General features: G+C 65.8%; 16 protein-coding genes. 10 read left to right on the forward strand and 6 right to left on the reverse strand.

Annotated elements, in window-relative coordinates:
* Positions 1 to 6: 6 nt before the first annotated feature.
* From surE to DOM67_RS17215, 9 genes are all read left to right on the forward strand, one after another.
* Positions 7 to 759: a 5'/3'-nucleotidase SurE gene (surE, locus tag DOM67_RS17175; protein ID WP_110678180.1), complete on the forward strand. Its 753-nt coding sequence runs from the start codon at positions 7 to 9 to the stop codon at positions 757 to 759.
* A 19-nt stretch (positions 760 to 778) separates the two neighbouring features.
* Complete coding sequence (locus tag DOM67_RS17180) at positions 779 to 1,414, forward strand: protein-L-isoaspartate(D-aspartate) O-methyltransferase (protein ID WP_232825300.1); 636 nt, start codon at positions 779 to 781, stop codon at positions 1,412 to 1,414.
* A gap of 35 nt (positions 1,415 to 1,449) precedes the next feature.
* Complete coding sequence (locus DOM67_RS17185; protein ID WP_232825301.1) at positions 1,450 to 2,364, forward strand: DUF368 domain-containing protein; 915 nt, start codon at positions 1,450 to 1,452, stop codon at positions 2,362 to 2,364.
* Positions 2,361 to 3,488 (forward strand): peptidoglycan DD-metalloendopeptidase family protein, encoded by a 1,128-nt coding sequence (locus DOM67_RS17190; RefSeq protein ID WP_110678186.1) that lies wholly within the window; start codon positions 2,361 to 2,363, stop codon positions 3,486 to 3,488. Before DOM67_RS17185 ends, DOM67_RS17190 begins: the two co-directional genes overlap by 4 nt.
* Positions 3,489 to 3,767: 279 nt before the next feature.
* Positions 3,768 to 4,739 (forward strand): RNA polymerase sigma factor RpoS, encoded by a 972-nt coding sequence (rpoS, locus tag DOM67_RS17195; RefSeq protein ID WP_110678188.1) that lies wholly within the window; start codon positions 3,768 to 3,770, stop codon positions 4,737 to 4,739.
* Between the two features lie 294 nt (positions 4,740 to 5,033).
* Positions 5,034 to 6,500, forward strand: coding sequence for a TolC family outer membrane protein (locus DOM67_RS17200; protein ID WP_110678190.1), 1,467 nt, complete (start codon positions 5,034 to 5,036; stop codon positions 6,498 to 6,500).
* Between the two features lie 154 nt (positions 6,501 to 6,654).
* The gene (alr, locus tag DOM67_RS17205; RefSeq protein WP_110678192.1) at positions 6,655 to 7,761 is read left to right on the forward strand and encodes an alanine racemase; all 1,107 of its coding nucleotides are present in this window, start codon (positions 6,655 to 6,657) and stop codon (positions 7,759 to 7,761) included.
* Between the two features lie 63 nt (positions 7,762 to 7,824).
* The gene (lpxL, locus tag DOM67_RS17210; protein WP_110678194.1) at positions 7,825 to 8,739 is read left to right on the forward strand and encodes an LpxL/LpxP family Kdo(2)-lipid IV(A) lauroyl/palmitoleoyl acyltransferase; all 915 of its coding nucleotides are present in this window, start codon (positions 7,825 to 7,827) and stop codon (positions 8,737 to 8,739) included.
* A gap of 268 nt (positions 8,740 to 9,007) precedes the next feature.
* Positions 9,008 to 9,166: a DUF1328 domain-containing protein gene (locus tag DOM67_RS17215; protein WP_035475241.1), complete on the forward strand. Its 159-nt coding sequence runs from the start codon at positions 9,008 to 9,010 to the stop codon at positions 9,164 to 9,166.
* Between the two features lie 111 nt (positions 9,167 to 9,277).
* On the opposite strand, the gene ettA is transcribed toward DOM67_RS17215, so the two are convergent.
* From ettA to DOM67_RS17235, 4 genes are all read right to left on the reverse strand, one after another.
* On the reverse strand, positions 9,278 to 10,939 hold the full coding sequence (gene ettA, locus DOM67_RS17220) for an energy-dependent translational throttle protein EttA (RefSeq protein WP_110678196.1): 1,662 nt from the start codon (positions 10,937 to 10,939) through the stop codon (positions 9,278 to 9,280).
* A 242-nt stretch (positions 10,940 to 11,181) separates the two neighbouring features.
* On the reverse strand, positions 11,182 to 11,382 hold the full coding sequence (locus DOM67_RS17225; RefSeq protein ID WP_106418386.1) for a hypothetical protein: 201 nt from the start codon (positions 11,380 to 11,382) through the stop codon (positions 11,182 to 11,184).
* 154 nt (positions 11,383 to 11,536) lie between these two features.
* Complete coding sequence (locus tag DOM67_RS17230) at positions 11,537 to 11,983, reverse strand: PAS domain-containing protein (protein WP_232825302.1); 447 nt, start codon at positions 11,981 to 11,983, stop codon at positions 11,537 to 11,539.
* A gap of 118 nt (positions 11,984 to 12,101) precedes the next feature.
* Positions 12,102 to 13,442 carry an MFS transporter gene (locus tag DOM67_RS17235; protein ID WP_110678199.1) on the reverse strand — a complete coding sequence of 447 codons (1,341 nt, stop codon included), beginning with the start codon at positions 13,440 to 13,442 and terminating at the stop codon, positions 12,102 to 12,104.
* 144 nt (positions 13,443 to 13,586) lie between these two features.
* Between DOM67_RS17235 and DOM67_RS17240 the strand changes: the two genes are divergently transcribed.
* Positions 13,587 to 13,898 carry a SelT/SelW/SelH family protein gene (locus DOM67_RS17240; protein ID WP_110678201.1) on the forward strand — a complete coding sequence of 104 codons (312 nt, stop codon included), beginning with the start codon at positions 13,587 to 13,589 and terminating at the stop codon, positions 13,896 to 13,898.
* Here the strand turns inward: DOM67_RS17240 and DOM67_RS17245 are convergent.
* Together DOM67_RS17245 and DOM67_RS17250 are read right to left on the reverse strand one after the other, a co-directional pair.
* The gene (locus DOM67_RS17245; protein ID WP_110678203.1) at positions 13,876 to 14,853 is read right to left on the reverse strand and encodes a zinc transporter ZntB; all 978 of its coding nucleotides are present in this window, start codon (positions 14,851 to 14,853) and stop codon (positions 13,876 to 13,878) included. The genes DOM67_RS17240 and DOM67_RS17245 overlap by 23 nt on opposite strands.
* Before the next feature lie 142 nt (positions 14,854 to 14,995).
* Positions 14,996 to 15,586 (reverse strand): arylesterase, encoded by a 591-nt coding sequence (locus DOM67_RS17250; RefSeq protein ID WP_280951080.1) that lies wholly within the window; start codon positions 15,584 to 15,586, stop codon positions 14,996 to 14,998.
* Between the last annotated feature and the right edge of the window lie 132 nt (positions 15,587 to 15,718).

The following is a 15,718-nucleotide window of genomic DNA, read 5'->3' on the forward strand; positions in this document are numbered from 1 at the left end:
AGCGAGATGCGTAGACTGTTGCTATCCAATGACGATGGCGTGCACGCGCCGGGGCTCAAGGCGCTCTATGAGGCGCTCGGCGGGCATGCGCGGCTGCGCGTGGTGGCGCCGGATCGCGACCGCAGCGGCGCCAGCAACTCGCTGACGCTGACGCGACCGCTGGCGCTCGAAGCGCTCGACGGCGGCTTCTACAGCGTCGACGGCACCCCCGCGGACTGTGTCTATCTAGGGGTCAACGGCGTGTGGGAGGAGAAGCCCGATCTGGTCATCTCGGGGATCAACCACGGCGCCAACCTGGGCGACGACGTGCTCTACTCGGGCACCGTCGCTGCCGCCATGGAGGGGCGCAACCTGGGGATGCCGGCGATCGCCATTTCGCTCTGCGGCCAGCGCCACTTCGACACTGCGGGGCGCATCGCGGCGAGCCTGATCGGCGGCGCGGAGTCACTGTCACTGCCGCCGCGCAGCCTGCTCAACGTCAACGTGCCGGATCTGCCGTGGGAAGAGATCCGCGGCTTTCGCGTCACGCGCCTTGGCTATCGTGGACCGGCGTCCAACCCGATCCACATGAAGGATCCGCGCGGGCGTGATCGCTACTGGATCGCGGCGGTCTCGGAGAATGCCGACGACGGCCCCGATACCGATTTCGCCGCGATCGAGGGTGGCTTCGTCTCGATCACTCCGCTGCAGACCGATCTCACGCGTCACTCGACGCTGGACGATGTACAGGGCTGGCTGGATGGACTGTCACACGCCTGAAGAACTCAGCGGCGTGGGCATGACGTCGCAACGAACCCGCAATCGCATGGTCGAACGTCTGATGGCCGCCGGCATTCGTCAGCCGCGGGTGCTGGAGGCGCTGGCCGAGGCGCCGCGCCACCTGTTTCTCGACGAAGCGCTGGCCCACCGCGCCTACGAGGACACCTCGCTGCCGCTGGGGCTGGGGCAGACCCTGTCGCAGCCCTGGGTGGTGGCGCGGATGAGCGAACTGATCGTGCAGGCCGCACCCGAGCGGGTGCTCGAGATCGGTACCGGTTCGGGCTACCAGACGCTGATTCTGGCGCGGCTGGTGGCACGGGTGTGGAGCGTCGAGCGCATCGCTGCATTGCAGAATCGGGCGCGCCAGCGCCTGGCGCGGCTCGGCGCGGGCAATGTGCGTCTGCGCCATGCCGATGGCGGGCTGGGCTGGCCGCAGGCGGCGCCGTTCGATGCCATTCTACTCACCGCCTGCGCCAGCCAATTGCCGCAGGCGCTGCTCGAACAACTGAAGGATGGCGGCGTGCTGATCGCGCCGCTGGCGGATAGCGATGGGCGTCAATGGCTGACACGGGTACGCCGTCGCGGCCAGGCGTTCGATCATCAACGTCTCGAGGAGGTGCGTTTCGTGCCACTGCTGGAAGGAGTCATCCGTTGAAACGCAGCGTGACGACGGTCTTGAAAGGAATGGGGATGGGTGCCGCGGACGCGGTGCCCGGGGTGTCGGGTGGCACCATCGCGCTGATCGTGGGCATCTACGAAGAGCTGATCGAGACCATCCGGCGCTTCGGGCCGGGCGCCCTGGGCGTCTGGCGCGAGGGTGGTCTGGGCGCGCTGATCGGCTATCTCAACCTGCGCTTCCTGCTGCCGCTGGTGTTGGGTATCGGGATCAGTCTGGTGACCATTGCGCATCTGGTCACCTGGCTGATGGCACACCATGCGCTGCTGCTCAATGCCTTCTTCTTCGGCCTGGTGCTGGCCTCGGCCTGGGTGGTGATGCGCCAGGCCGGCGCCTGGCACTGGCGTTATCTACTGCCGCTGCTGATGGGGCTGGTGGTCGCCGTTTATCTGCCGCAGCTGCTGCCGGACATGAGCCAGGCGGGCAACTTCACGCTGTTCTGCGCCGGTGCGATCGCCATCAGCGCGATGCTGCTTCCCGGGGTCTCCGGCAGCTTCCTGCTGCTGGTGATGGGGCTCTACGGCACCGTGATGAGCGGGGTGAAGAGCTTCGATCTGGGGCTGATAGGTATCTTCGGTGCCGGCTGCCTGGTCGGGCTGCTGACCTTCTCGCGCCTGCTCTCCTGGTTGCTGCGCCACTATCACGGCATGACCATGATGACCATCGTCGGCTTCATTCTCGGCTCGCTGCCACAGCTGTGGCCGTGGCGCCAGATGATGAGCTACCGCCTCGCCGCCGACGGCCAGCAGGTCGCGCTGAGCTACCGCTACCTGATGCCCGCCGATTTCACCGCGGTGACCGGTGAGCCCTCGCAGTGGCTCGCGGCGTCGGCATTGATCGTGCTGGGTGTGGTGGTGGTAATGTGCTTGGGAGAGCGCAAACCTTCCGACCCGCACGCACCGTCAGGAAAAAAGGGACTTTCTTCATGAACAAGCGTCGCATCGCGCTACTTCTGGGACTGCTGCCGGCGGTTGCCGTCGGGGTCGTGGGCTGTACTACTTCGAGTGGACGCCCCCAGGTCCAGGATCTGTCGGTCAGTCGCAACAGCCAGCCGAGTTCCACCTATACCGTCAAGGCCGGCGATACCATCTACGGTATCGCCTGGCAGAACCGGGTCGACTTCCGCGATCTGGCCCAGATGAACGGCATCTCGCCCCCTTACCGACTGCAGCCCGGCCAGCAGTTACGGCTGAAGCCGAATGCCAGCGTCGATGCCAGCCAGGGCCAGAGTCTGGCCTCTTCCCAAGGCGCGGCCACCGCCACGCCTCTGGGCGGCAAGGCGCAGGCGAGTGCCGCTGGTGCCGGCGACAACCCCTCCTGGCTGCTGCCGGCGGGCGGTGGCGCTAGCGCTGGACAGCAGGCCGGGGCGAGCGGTTCGGCCTCGGCACCGGGCCCGGTGATCGATCAGCGCGCCGCCAGCGCCGGCCAAAGCGTTGCCGCCAATGCTGGCCAGAGCCGCGCGTCGCAGGGTGATTCTGGCTCAGACTCTGGCTCCGCCGCGACGCCGGCGCGTCAGTCCGCGACGGGGTCGGCTGCGGCTGACACGGCTTCGTCATCTTCTTCTGCTTCCATGCAGCGGAAGGATACCCGCACGGCGGCCGGCAACGATGCCGGTACCGAGGTGGCGGGTGAGCCCAGCGGGGCGCCGGACCGTTCGGATCGGACCTACAAGCCGGTCGAGAATGTGGCCTGGCAGTGGCCCGCCGAGGGCCGTCTGGTCGGCCGTTTCGATGATGATTCCAGTATCACCCCCGGCATTGATATTGCCGGTCAAAAGGGGCAACCTGTTAAGGCAGCCGGGCCAGGGATTGTGGTGTATGCCGGCGATGGCGTGAGGGGATATGGCAATCTCATCATCCTCAAGCACAACGACCGCTTCTTGAGTGCCTACGCACATAACGACACGTTGCGCGTGAAAGAGAACGATGTCGTCAAGGCCGGAGAAACGATAGCCACCATGGGGCAGACGGATGCTGACCAGGTCGAGCTACATTTCGAGATTCGCGTCAACGGCCAGCCTCAAGACCCGCTTAAATACCTACCCAAACGCTGAACGGGCGTCAGCGCGACATATCGCTGCAACGGCCAACGTTGCCAAGCTGGAAGACTCTTCGGTCACCGCCGCCAGACTGACCGCCCCTTGCCGGGGCGCGGTCGGCGGCGGCGACGCACCGCCGGGCCGGCCGGCAGCAGCGTGGCCCGCTCGAGCAATAACGCAGTAAGCAGAAGTCGTAATCAAGGACGTAAAAGTAGAGCAAGGATTGCGCGGTCGCCTGGGGCGGCTAGACCCCATGGCGAAGGTACTCAGGAAGCCCAGATTGGGGGTAGTGACATGAGCATGCTTGAACGGGATATTCAGGATGTTGAGCTCGACGGTGCCGGCCAGCAGGCCGATACCGATGACACGGATGGCAAGGACGACGAAAGCGCGTTCGAGAAGGCGCTCAGTCGCGAGGAGAACAACTACCACCATAGTCTCGATGCGACCCAGATCTATCTCAATGAGATCGGGTTCTCGCCGCTGCTGACACCGGAAGAGGAAGTGCACTTCGGGCGCCTGGCGCAGAAGGGTGATCCGGCTGGTCGTCAGCGCATGATCGAATCCAACCTGCGCCTGGTGGTGAAGATCGCCAGACGCTATCTCAACCGCGGACTGTCGCTGCTCGATCTGATCGAGGAGGGCAATCTCGGTCTGATCCGAGCGGTGGAGAAGTTCGATCCGGAGCGTGGTTTCCGCTTCTCGACCTACGCGACCTGGTGGATTCGCCAGACCATCGAGCGTGCGCTGATGAACCAGACGCGCACCATCCGTCTGCCCATTCACGTGGTCAAGGAGCTCAACATCTACCTGCGCGCCGCGCGCGAGCTGACGCAGAAGCTCGACCACGAGGCCACTGCCGAGGAGATCGCGGAGTTCCTCGACAAGCCGGTGGCCACGGTCAAGAAGATGCTGGGGCTCAACGAGCGTGTCTCTTCGGTCGACTACCCGATGGGCGGCGAGAGCGACAAGCCGCTGATCGATACCCTGGCCGACGAGAACGAAGTGGGTCCGGAGTCCAATCTGGTCGATGACGACGTCAAGGCGCACGTCGATGAGTGGCTCGCCGAGCTCAGCGACAAGCAGCGCGAGGTCGTGGTGCGTCGCTTCGGGCTGCGCGGGCACGAAGCGGCGACCCTCGAAGAGGTCGGCGAGGAGATCGGGCTGACCCGCGAGCGAGTGCGTCAGATCCAGGTCGAGGCGCTGAAGAAACTGCGCCGGATGCTCGAGAAGCAGGGATTGTCGATGGACTCCATCTTCGAGTGATGCGCCGGCCGGGGAGAAACGCGCAAAAGCGCGTCATCTCCGGTCGAACGCTTGATCCCCATGCATACATGCGGCATTGTATGTAAACCTCGCGACGAGGCGCCGGCAGGATGACCGGCGCCTCGTCGTTCGTCAGAACGATTGCTGACGCCGGCGCGCCCGCGCCGTGCAGTGGCAACCGGCTCGCACCAGTCAATACCGGGTGTCTGGGCCGTCTTGGGGCGTGGTGCCGGGCCCAGTCGCCCGCCGCCGTTCCCCGATTCCCGCCAGCGCTCAACGATAGGAACCGTCTCGATGTCGCCCTCTGCTCCGTCGTCATCCCGTTTATCCCTGCGCCATGCGCTGCCGCTGCTGCTGGCCGCTTCGTTCGCACCGTCGGTACAGGCGGCCGATCTGCTCACCATCACCCAGGATGCCCTGGCCAACTCGTCGAGCCTGAACGCTTCGCGCTCCACCTTCCGCAGCACGGAAGCGGGGCAGGACGTGCAGCGGGGCGATCTGCTGCCGCAGATCAGCGCCACCGGCAGTCTCTACCGCAGCGACTCGCTCGAGAGCCAGCATGCCGCCGGCGGTGCGGGTGGTGGCGCGGCGGCGGGTGGCTCTACCTCGGGCCAGGACTACAACGGCAGCAGCCTCGGGGTCAACGTGACCCAGGTGCTGTTCGATGCCTCCAACTGGTACCAGTACCAGCAGAGCAAGAAGCAGGTGGGGCAGCAGGCGCTGCAGCTCGAGATCGACCAGCAGCAGCTGCTCTATGATGTCTCCAGTGCCTACTTCGAGATTCTGCGCGCCAAGGAGGTGCTCGACTCGCGCGAAGCACAGTCCAAGGCGATCGGGCGCCAGCTGGAGCAGGCCAAGGAGCAGTTCAACGTCGGCCTGGTGGCGATCACCGACGTCAATGAGGCCAAGGCTGCCTACGACTCGGCGCGTGCCCAGTTGATCTCCGCACGCAGCGACCTGCAGGTGAGCTTCGAAGCGCTGGAGCGCCTGACCGGCAAGCAGTACGACAGCATCGACGGCCTCGCCGACGATCTGCCCATCGCCTCGCCCAAGCCCGCTACCCGCGACGACTGGGTCAACCTGGCGATGACCAGCAGCCCGTCGATCCGCTACGCCGAGGCTGGGGTCGACGTCGCCAAGTCGAGCGTGGACATCGCCCGCGCCGGCCATCTGCCGACGCTGAACGCCTATGCCGATTACGCTTATTCGGACAACGACATCGATGCTCTGCGTGGGCACAACGAGAACGTCGAGGTGGGCGTGCAGGCGAAGCTGCCGATCTACTCCGGCGGCTCGACCAGCGCCTCGGTAAGACAGAACACCTACTCGCTGGAGTCGACCCAGTACGACTTCGAGGATCAGCGCCGCTACACCACCCAGCAGGTGCGCTCGTTGTTCACGCAGGTGGTGAACGACGTCGAGTCGGTCGATGCCCAGCGCGAAGCGATCGTATCCAGCCGCAGCGCACTGGAAGCCACCCGTGCCGGTTACGACGTGGGTACGCGCAATATCGTCGACGTACTCAACGCCGAGCAGTCGCTGTATGAGTCGATCTCCAACTACGCCGATGCGCGCTACACCTACGTCACCGATCTGCTCCAGCTGCGTCAGCAGGCCGGGGTGTTGAGCCTCGATGTGATCCGCGGTACCAACCAGTGGCTGCGCGACAGCAAGCGGGTCTCGCTCAAGCTGGCCGATACGCCGAGTACCGGCTCGCCGACCGACGATATCGGTGCCCGGCCGACACCGCCGGCGCCCTGATCTCAGCGATTACGCCGCCGACGCCGCTACTCGTTAGCGGCGTTTGTGTTTATGCCGCCGGCGTCCCGCGTTGGTGCCAAACGCGCTACCATGGCGGTTGCCGGCCGTACGCTGCCGGTGTCGTATCACCTTTTGGGAGAAGGACGAAGCCACCATGGCAAGACCCCTGCGCGCCGAGATCGATCTCGCGGCGCTCTGTCGCAACTATCGGGCGGCGAGCGCCCTGGCCCCACAGAGTCGGTCGATGGCGGTGCTCAAGGCGGATGCCTATGGTCACGGCGCGCTCGCCTGCGCCCGTGCGCTGACCGGGTTGGCGCCTGCCTTTGCGGTGGCGACGATCGAGGAGGCGGTGGCGCTGCGTGACGGTGGCATCGAGACCCCGATCCTGCTACTCGAGGGCATCTTCGAAGCGGCCGAGCTGACCACGGTCGAGGCGCTCTCGCTGTGGCAGGTGGTGCACAGCGAGTGGCAGCTGGAAGCGGTGCTGGCCTATCGGCCGCGCCGGCCGTTACCGGTATGGCTCAAGTTCGATGCCGGCATGCATCGCCTGGGGTTCTCGGCGGACGAGCTTCGTCGCCACTGGGCGCGCCTGCGCCAGGCCCCTGAGCGGGTCACCGACCTGCATCTGATCAGCCACTTCTCCAGTGCCGATCTCGCCGACGACAGCGCCTTCCAGAACCAGCACGCCCAGGTCCGGGCCCTGGGCGAGGCGCTGGGTGCGCCGCTGTGTCTGGCCAACTCACCGGCCACGCTGCAGCATCCGCGGGCGCATGGTGCCTGGAACCGGCCGGGGGTCATGCTCTACGGCAGCAATCCGCTGGAGGGAGCACTGCCGGCGCAGGTGAACCTCGAGCCGGTGATGACGCTGCGCTCGCGCCTGATCGCCGTGCGTACCCTGGAGGCGGGCGAGGTGGTGGGCTATGGCGGGCGCTTTCGTACCCGCCGACGCAGCCGGATCGGCGTGGTCGCCGCCGGCTATGGCGACGGCTACGATCGCCACGCCCGCGATGGTACCCCGGTGCTGGTGAACGGCCAGCGCTGCCCCATCGCCGGGCGGGTGTCGATGGACATGCTCACCGTCGACATCACCGAGGTTGCCGCTGCCGACGTCGGCAGCGAGGTGGTGCTGTGGGGGCGAGGGCTCGATGTCGACGAGGTAGCTGGGCACTGCGATACCATCGCCTACACCCTGCTCACCGGGGTCCTGCCACGGGTGCCGCGCGTCTATCTGCCGGCGACAGCTGCGGCGCAGGCGAGCTGAGCGACGGCCTTTGGCCTGGGCGGCCAGCGCGCCGTCCGTTATCACTGTGAATCTGGAAGCGTTATGGCCAAGAAAGTCTATCCCGCCAATCATGCCCATCCCCGCTATTGGGGGACCTGGCTCGCCATCGCGCTGATGAAGGCGAGCGCCTTCCTGCCGTGGCGTCTCAAGCTGGCCGTGGGTCGTGGCATTGGTCTGTTGAGCTGGCGCCTGGCCAAGCGGCGCCGGCACATCACCGATACCAATCTGGCGCTCTGTTTCCCCGAGTGGGACAGCGACAAGCGCGAGGAGATGGTCAAGCGCACCTTCGTGGCCAATGGTATCGGCATCCTCGAGACTGCCACCGGCTGGTGTCGCAATCCCGAACACCTGCGCCAGCGCATCGCCTTCCGTGGCATCGAGCACATGGAACGGGCGCGCGCCCAGGGCAAGGGGGTACTGGTGATCGGTATCCACTTCTCGACCCTCGATCTGGGCGGGGCGCTGCACTCGCTGTTCTTTCCCGCGGACGTGGTCTATCGCCCCCATGACAACCCGGTATTCGAGAACTTCATGACTCGGGCGCGGCGAGATATCTTCGGCGCCGCGATCGATCGCCACGATCTGCGCGGCGTGGTGCGCCGGATCAAGTCGGGCCACGTGGTGTGGTACTCGCCGGACCAGGACTTCGGCCGTGATGCCAGTGTGTTCGCGCCCTTCTTCGGGGTCGAGGCGGCGACGCTCAAGCTCACCGCCAAGATTGCGCGCATGACCGGCGCCCCGGTGATGCCGTTCATATTCCACCGCAATCCCGATGACCGCACCTACACCCTGGAGTACCTGCCGGCATTCGAGAACTTTCCCAGCGACGATGAAATCGCCGATGCGACTCTGGTCAACGCCTTCATCGAGCAGGCGATCCGGCGTCATCCGGAGCAGTACCTGTGGCTGCATCGACGTTTCAAGACGCGCCCACCGGGGGAACCCTCGGTCTACTAGGTGCGGTCTGAAAGGTCGACGAGCCCTTCGGGCCGTCCTGCGGACGTTCTGAACGTTGTTCAGTGAGCCGATGTTTAACGCCGCATGGGCGAGCGCACTACCTTTCAGGCGGTGCCTAGGAAGCTGGTTGCAAACCGATACCCCTCCCACCTTGACGAAAAGCGCTTCACCAACAAGGCTTAAGGCACCCTCAAGGATTGCGAGGGGCAGGGCGTCGCGGGGCATGCTGCCGCGCGGCACTTATCAGGCCAGCACAGGAAGTAAAGCCATGCTCAGTTATGCCGTGATTTTTCTCATCGTCGCCATCATTGCCGGCGTTCTCGGCTTCGGCGGGGTCGCCGGGATCGCGGCGACGATTGCCAAGGTGCTATTCGTCATTTTCCTGATTCTGTTCGTGGTGTCGCTGATTCGCGGCCGAGGCCGCTAGACGCCAACCCGACGACACGACACGCGCAGACGCAAACGCCCGCCNNGCGGGCGTTTGCGTTGCTGAGGGAGTGCGAATTCGCCCGCCCCGTTCGGGCGGGCGATGCGCGCATCAGGCGTCGATGCGCTTGTACTTCATGCGCTTGGGCGTATCGCTGCCGACCCGCTTCTGATGGTCGGCCTCGTAGTCGGTGTAGTTGCCCTCGAAGAACACCACGCTGGAGTCGCCCTCGTAGGCGAGGATGTGGGTGGCGATACGGTCGAGGAACCAACGGTCGTGGGAGATCACCAAGGCACAGCCGGGGAAGGCTAGCAATGCTTCCTCGAGGGCTCGCAGGGTCTCGATATCGAGATCGTTGGAGGGTTCGTCGAGCAGCAGCAGGTTGGCACCCTGCTTGAGCGTCTGCGCCAGCTGCAGGCGACCGCGCTCACCGCCGGAGAGCTCGCTGAGCCGCTTCTGCTGGTCGGTGCCCTTGAAGTTGAAGCGCCCCACGTAGGCCCGCGACGAGACTTCATAGCCGTTGATGCTGAGCATGTCATGCCCATCGGAGACGGCCTGCCACACGGTCTGGGTGTTGTCGAAGTGGTCGCGCAGCTGCTCGACATAGGCGATATCGACGGTCTCGCCCACCACCACCTCGCCGCTGTCCGGCTGCTCCTTACCGGAGATCAACTTGAACAGGGTCGACTTGCCGGCACCGTTGCCGCCGACGATTCCCACGATCGCCCCCGCCGGGATCTGGAACGACAGGTTGTCGAACAGCAGCTTGTCGTCGAAGCGCTTGGCGACGTCGTGGAACTCGATGACCTTGTCGCCCAGGCGCGGACCGGGCGGAATGTAGATCTCGTTGGTCTCGTTGCGCTTCTGGTAGTCGCCGGACTGCAGTTCGTCGAAACGGTTGAGACGCGCCTTGCTCTTGGCCTGACGCCCTTTGGGGTTCTGCCGTACCCACTCCAGCTCCTGCTTGATCGCGCGCTGGCGACCCGCCTCGGCCTTGGCCTCCTGCTCGAGCCGCTTCTCCTTGGACTCGAGCCACTGGGAGTAGTTGCCCTCGAACGGGATGCCGTGGCCACGGTCGAGTTCGAGAATCCAGCCGGCGACGTTATCGAGGAAGTAGCGGTCGTGGGTGATCGCCACCACGGTACCGGGGTAGTCGTGGAGGAAACGCTCCAGCCACGCCACCGATTCGGCGTCGAGGTGGTTGGTCGGCTCGTCGAGCAGCAGCATGTCCGGGCTCGACAGCAGCAGCCGGCACAGTGCCACGCGGCGGCGTTCCCCCCCGGAGAGATGACCTACGCGGGCATCCCAGGGCGGCAGACGCAGCGCCTCGGCGGCGACCTCGAGCTTGCGCTCGATGTTGTGCGCATCGGCGGCCTCGATGATGTTCTCCAGGCGTGCCTGCTCGGCGGCCAGGGCATCGAAGTCGGCATCCGGCTCGGCGTAGGCGGCGTAGACGCCCTCCAGCTTCTCCTGCGCAGCCTTGACCTCGCCCAGCGCCTCTTCGACCGTCTCGCGCACGCTCTTGGTGTCGTCGAGCTCGGGCTCCTGCGGCAGGTAGCCGATATTGATGCCCGGCATCGGCCGCGCTTCGCCGTTGTACTCGGTATCGACGCCGGCCATGATGCGCAGCAGCGTCGACTTGCCGGCGCCGTTGAGGCCGAGTACGCCGATCTTGGCACCGGGGAAGAAGGAGAGCGAGATATCCTTGAGGATCTCGCGTTTCGGGGGGACGACCTTGCCCACCCGGTTCATGGTGAAAACGTATTGCGCCATGGGAATCCGGTTCGGTTGAGTATCGCGGTCAATGAGATCGGGTCATGGTCGCTGGCAGCCCCGGGTCGGTGGGCATCGCGGGGTCACGCGCGTCTGGGTGCGCAACCGGCGGCACCGGCCTGCGGGGTGGCGACACGGACAGAGCAGGGTATATGACTAGCGGCGCGATTGCGACCGCTGGTCGATAACGCGAACGGACGCCTGGGCGCCCGTCGTTACGGCTCCGAGGATGAGTGATGCGCTCACTCTTCCTCTTCTTCGTCGTCGAAATCAGCGTACCAGTCGTCCTCGATCGCGCGTTTCAGGCGGCGCTCTTCCAGCAGCGCCTCGACCTGGCGGCGTGCCTTCAGGGTATCGGCCTTGCTGCTGCGGGGACGCTCGAATTGCTCGTCGTTGACGGCGTCGTAAAGCTCCTGATCCTCGGCGTAATCTTCACGGCTCATCGTTTGACCCTCCGATGTGACGGCATCTTGATGATGCTCGAGGGCTATATATCCCCGAATGCGCCGCAAGACAAGCCTTTGGCCGTTTGAAAAAACCTATCGCTGCAGTGGGTCAAGATAGTCGGCCGGGATCGCGCCGCAGGACCGCCTCGGCTCAGGCCGGATCGCGCTCGGCCTTGAGCGCTTCCAGCTCCTGCAGCGCCTCGACCAGCCCGGTCACGTCCTTCTGCACCCCCACGAAGTAGGTCAGCTGATCCTCCTCGTCGTAGACCGGCGTGATCGACAGCTCGTTCCAGAACTGGGAGCCGTCCTTGCGGTAGTTGCGCAGCACCTCGCGGCACGGGCGGCCCTCGCGAAGCGCCGTGCGCACGCGGTCGATCGCGGGCTGGTCGCGGTCGCCATTCTGCAGGAAACGGCAGTCGCGATAGAGAATCTCGTCGATGCTGTAGCCGGTGAGGCGCTCGAAGCCCTCGTTGACGTAGATCAGGATATTCTCGTCACCCTCCTGCTCGGCGACGACGATCCCATCGTCCGAGGCGTTGACGATGCGCTCGAGCAGGGCCGGGCTGATCATGGGGGGACGTTTGGGGTTACTGGCCATCCTTGTCTCCAGGCTGGACATGCGACGGTTTGTAGGGACGATACAAGCGGTCATGATGCCATGGCGCCGTTGGATTACAACGCTTTGACATCGGCCGGCGCGGGCGCGTCACGGCGCTTCACGCCTCGACTTCGGCCAGCGCATGAGCGCTGCCGGCGGCGGCCAGTGCCAGCAGGGCAAGCAGCAGCAGCAGCGGGGCACTGCCGAGCCACTGGGCGAGCACCCCGAGCAGCAGGCCGACGATCAGCATCAGCACCCCGGTGAAGGTATTGGAGAAGGCGACGTAGAGCGCCCGGGTGTCACTGTCGGAGAGGTCCACCACATAGGTCTTGCGCCCCAGGCGAATACCCGCATGGGCGATCATCAGCAGCCCGTACACCACGGCATAGGGCCACACGCTGGTGCGTGCGGCCTCCGGCAGCAGCACGCAGGCGGCGCCGGCGACACAGCACAGCGCGGCGCCGATGGCAGCGTTGCGCATCACGCGCCGGCTGGAGCGATCGGCCAGGCGGCCCCAGATCGGCCCGCCGATCATGCCGGCGACCCCTGAGGTGAGTACCAGGATGCCCAGGCTGGCCAGGTCGGTGCCGCTGTTCTGCTGGCCCAGCAAGGCCAGGTAGGGCAGCGCCAGGGCGCTCGACAGCAGCAGGGCACGGGACAGGTTGAAATGCAGGAAGCGGCGGTCGCGGCGCAGCAGCGAGACCCCCTGCTTGACGCTGTCCCAGGCGTTGGCACCGCCTTCGGTGGCCCCGGGCGCCTCGCGGATCGCCGCCGCGCACAGGGCGTTGAGCGCCCAGCCCAGGGCGGCGGCGAACAGCAGCACTGCCAGCGCCCAGGTGCCGGGGCGGTCGCCCATCAGCATCAGCCCGATACCCACGAGCAGCGTCAGTGCGCCGGCAGCGCTGGCGCTCCAGCCCATCAGTGTGCCGCGACGCTGCTTGGCGATGGTCTTGCCCATCACATCCTTGGTCGCCACCGAGGAGAGCCCACGCCCCAGCGAGAGCCCGGTCAGTGCGATCAGCACCAGCGCGCCACCCCAGCTGCCGTGGCCGAACAGTGCCAGCAGTCCGAGCAGCACCGCGCCCACGGCCTGGGCCACGCCGCCGGCCACCCACACCCATTTGCGAATCTCGCGCAGGCGGATATAGCCCGCGATCAGCAGTTGCGGCAGCAGGGCTCCGGCCTCGCGGATCGGCACCAGCAGGCCGACCATCCACACCGGCGCGCCGATCGCTCCCATCAGCCAGGGCAGAATCAGGCGCGCGTTGGAGAGCTCGTCGGCGAGCTTGTTGCCCAGCGCTGCCACCAGATGGCGGAAGAAGTTGCCCGGCTGTTCACGGCAGGCGGCATCGGAGATATCGCGACACATGCGGCTGTCGTCATCGCCGGTGACGCTTTCGAAGAGGCGGGTGAGGCTGTCGTTGTCGCCACCGCGAGTGCTTGAATCTCTTGCCGTCATGGAAAACGTCCTTGTTTCCGGTTGGGTGATAGGGTGGGGCCAGCTTGCCTGTCCAGGCGGCGGCTCGCTGGCCAGGTGACTTGAGTCCGGCGCGGCGATCCGCGCATCATGCGCGCCAGTGCAACCGTCGCCGAGGAGAGTCGCATGGCCCGCATCCGCATTCATTATTGTACCCAATGCCAGTGGCTGCTACGTGCCGGCTGGTACGCCCAGGAGCTGTTGCAGACCTTCGGCGAAGATCTCGAACAGGTGGCGCTGGCCCCCAGCCACGGCGGCCACTTCGAAGTGCTCTACGATGAGCAGACACTCTGGGAGCGCAAGCGCGACGGTGGCTTCCCTGAGATCAAGGAGCTCAAGCGCCGGGTTCGCGATCGGCTCGACCCGCAGCGCGATCTGGGACACACCGACCGCGCCAGCNNCTGGCGCGGTCGGCCTACCACCAGTGCTTGCGCTTGAGCAGCCACATCACACCACCACCGACCACGGCGGTGATCGCGACGAAGACCGCAAAGCCGTAGTGGCTGTTGGCGCCGGGGATACCGCCGACGTTGATCCCCAGCAGGCCAGTCAAAAAGCTCAGCGGCAGGAACACCGTGGTGACGATCGCCAGCATGTACATGCGCTGGTTGAGCCGCTCGTTGTGCTCGTTGAGCAGCTGCTCCTGCAGGATCAGCGCGCGCTCCTGCATGGCGTGGAAGTCCTCGACGTAGCGCGATAGCTGGTTGGCGCTTTCGCGTATCGAGACCCGGGTATCCTCATCGAAGCTGTCCGAGCCGTGGGCGATCTGTTCGAGGCAGTCGCGCTGCGGTCCCATGAAACGGCGCAGGGTGATCAGCGATCGGCGCAGTTGCGACAGGTCGTCGGGATCGACCTCGCTGTCGCTCAGTTGATCCTCTTCCAGCTTGCCCAGGCGGTCGTCGAGCTGGTGGGCCACGTCACCGACGTTGTCGACCAGGGTCTCCGTCAGCCAGGCGAGCAGGTCGGGCACCGACAGCGCGCCCTCGCCGCGATCGATGCGATCACGTACCTCGCTGACCGATTTCAGCGGACGCCGGCGCAGCGTGATCAGGCGGTTGGCGGAGATCCAGATGCGCAGCGAGATCAGATCCTCCGGGGCGGCGCCGGGGTTGAGGTTGATCCCGCGCAGCGTACTCACGGCACCGTAGCGGAACTTGGCGACCCGGGGGCGGGTGTCCTCCTCGAGCAGCGCCTCGATCGCCGCTTCGTCGAGCCCGGCGATCTCCTCGAGATAGGTGCCCACATCGGCATGGCGAAAGTCGAGATGCATCCATAGTGGCCGTTCCGGCGACTGCCAGGCCTCGCGCAGCTGCCGCACGCTGAGCAGCGAGCCGCCGCCGTTGCCGTTCAATTCATAGGCTGCGACCAGCGCCGTATCGCCTTCCATCTGCATCTTGTTGGCCTCTCGTTGGGGCGCCCGGTGCCTCCTCGGGCTTGGATCGCGTGTGACTGACAAGGTGTCGGCATGCTCGAAGCCACTGACTGACTGGCTAGGCTAGCACGCCGCTGGCGGCGCGCCAGGCGACAGACTGCGCTCAACGCTGGCTATCGGCGTCTTCCGTGAGCATCGGCTCGAGCTTGGTCCAGACATTGGCCAGGATGATCGGTTGGGCCTCGGCCGTGGGATGGATGCCATCCGCCTGCAGCATGTTGTCGAGATCGACGCCTTCGAGCAGGAATGGCACCAGCGGTAGCCCATATTCGTCGGCGAGCTGGGTGAAGACGTTGCGGAAGGCGTTGGTATAGGCGGGCCCGTAGTTGGGCGGCACCTCGATGCCCAGCAGCAGCACGCGGGCGCCCTCGGCCCGGCTGCGCTCGATCATCTTGGCCAGATTGACCTTCATCTGCTGGGGCGAGAGGCCGCGCAGGCCGTCGTTGCCGCCGAGTTCGATCAGGACGATATCCGGGCGATGCTGGGTGAGCAGATCGGGCAGCCGCGCCGCGCCGCCGGAGGTGGTCTCACCGGAGATACTGGCGTTGACGACCGGATAGCCCTTGCCCAACTTGCGTTCGAGCAGGTTGACCCAGCCTGCCTGCGGGTCGATGCCATAGGCCGCGCTGAGACTGTCGCCCATCACCAGCAGCGTATGCGCCTGCGCGGCGCCGGGCAGTAGTGTCAGCGCCATGGTCAGCGCCAGCAGTAGGCCCAGTGCGCGCTGCATGAGCGCGCGCAGCCACGCCCGTGTCGAACCGGGCATCCAGAAACCAGGCAACATGTCTCACTCCTTGGGAGAATCGGCGACAGCGGATTTTACCCG

Source organism: Salinicola sp. RZ23, from assembly GCF_003206675.1.
GTDB lineage: Bacteria > Pseudomonadota > Gammaproteobacteria > Pseudomonadales > Halomonadaceae > Salinicola > Salinicola endophyticus.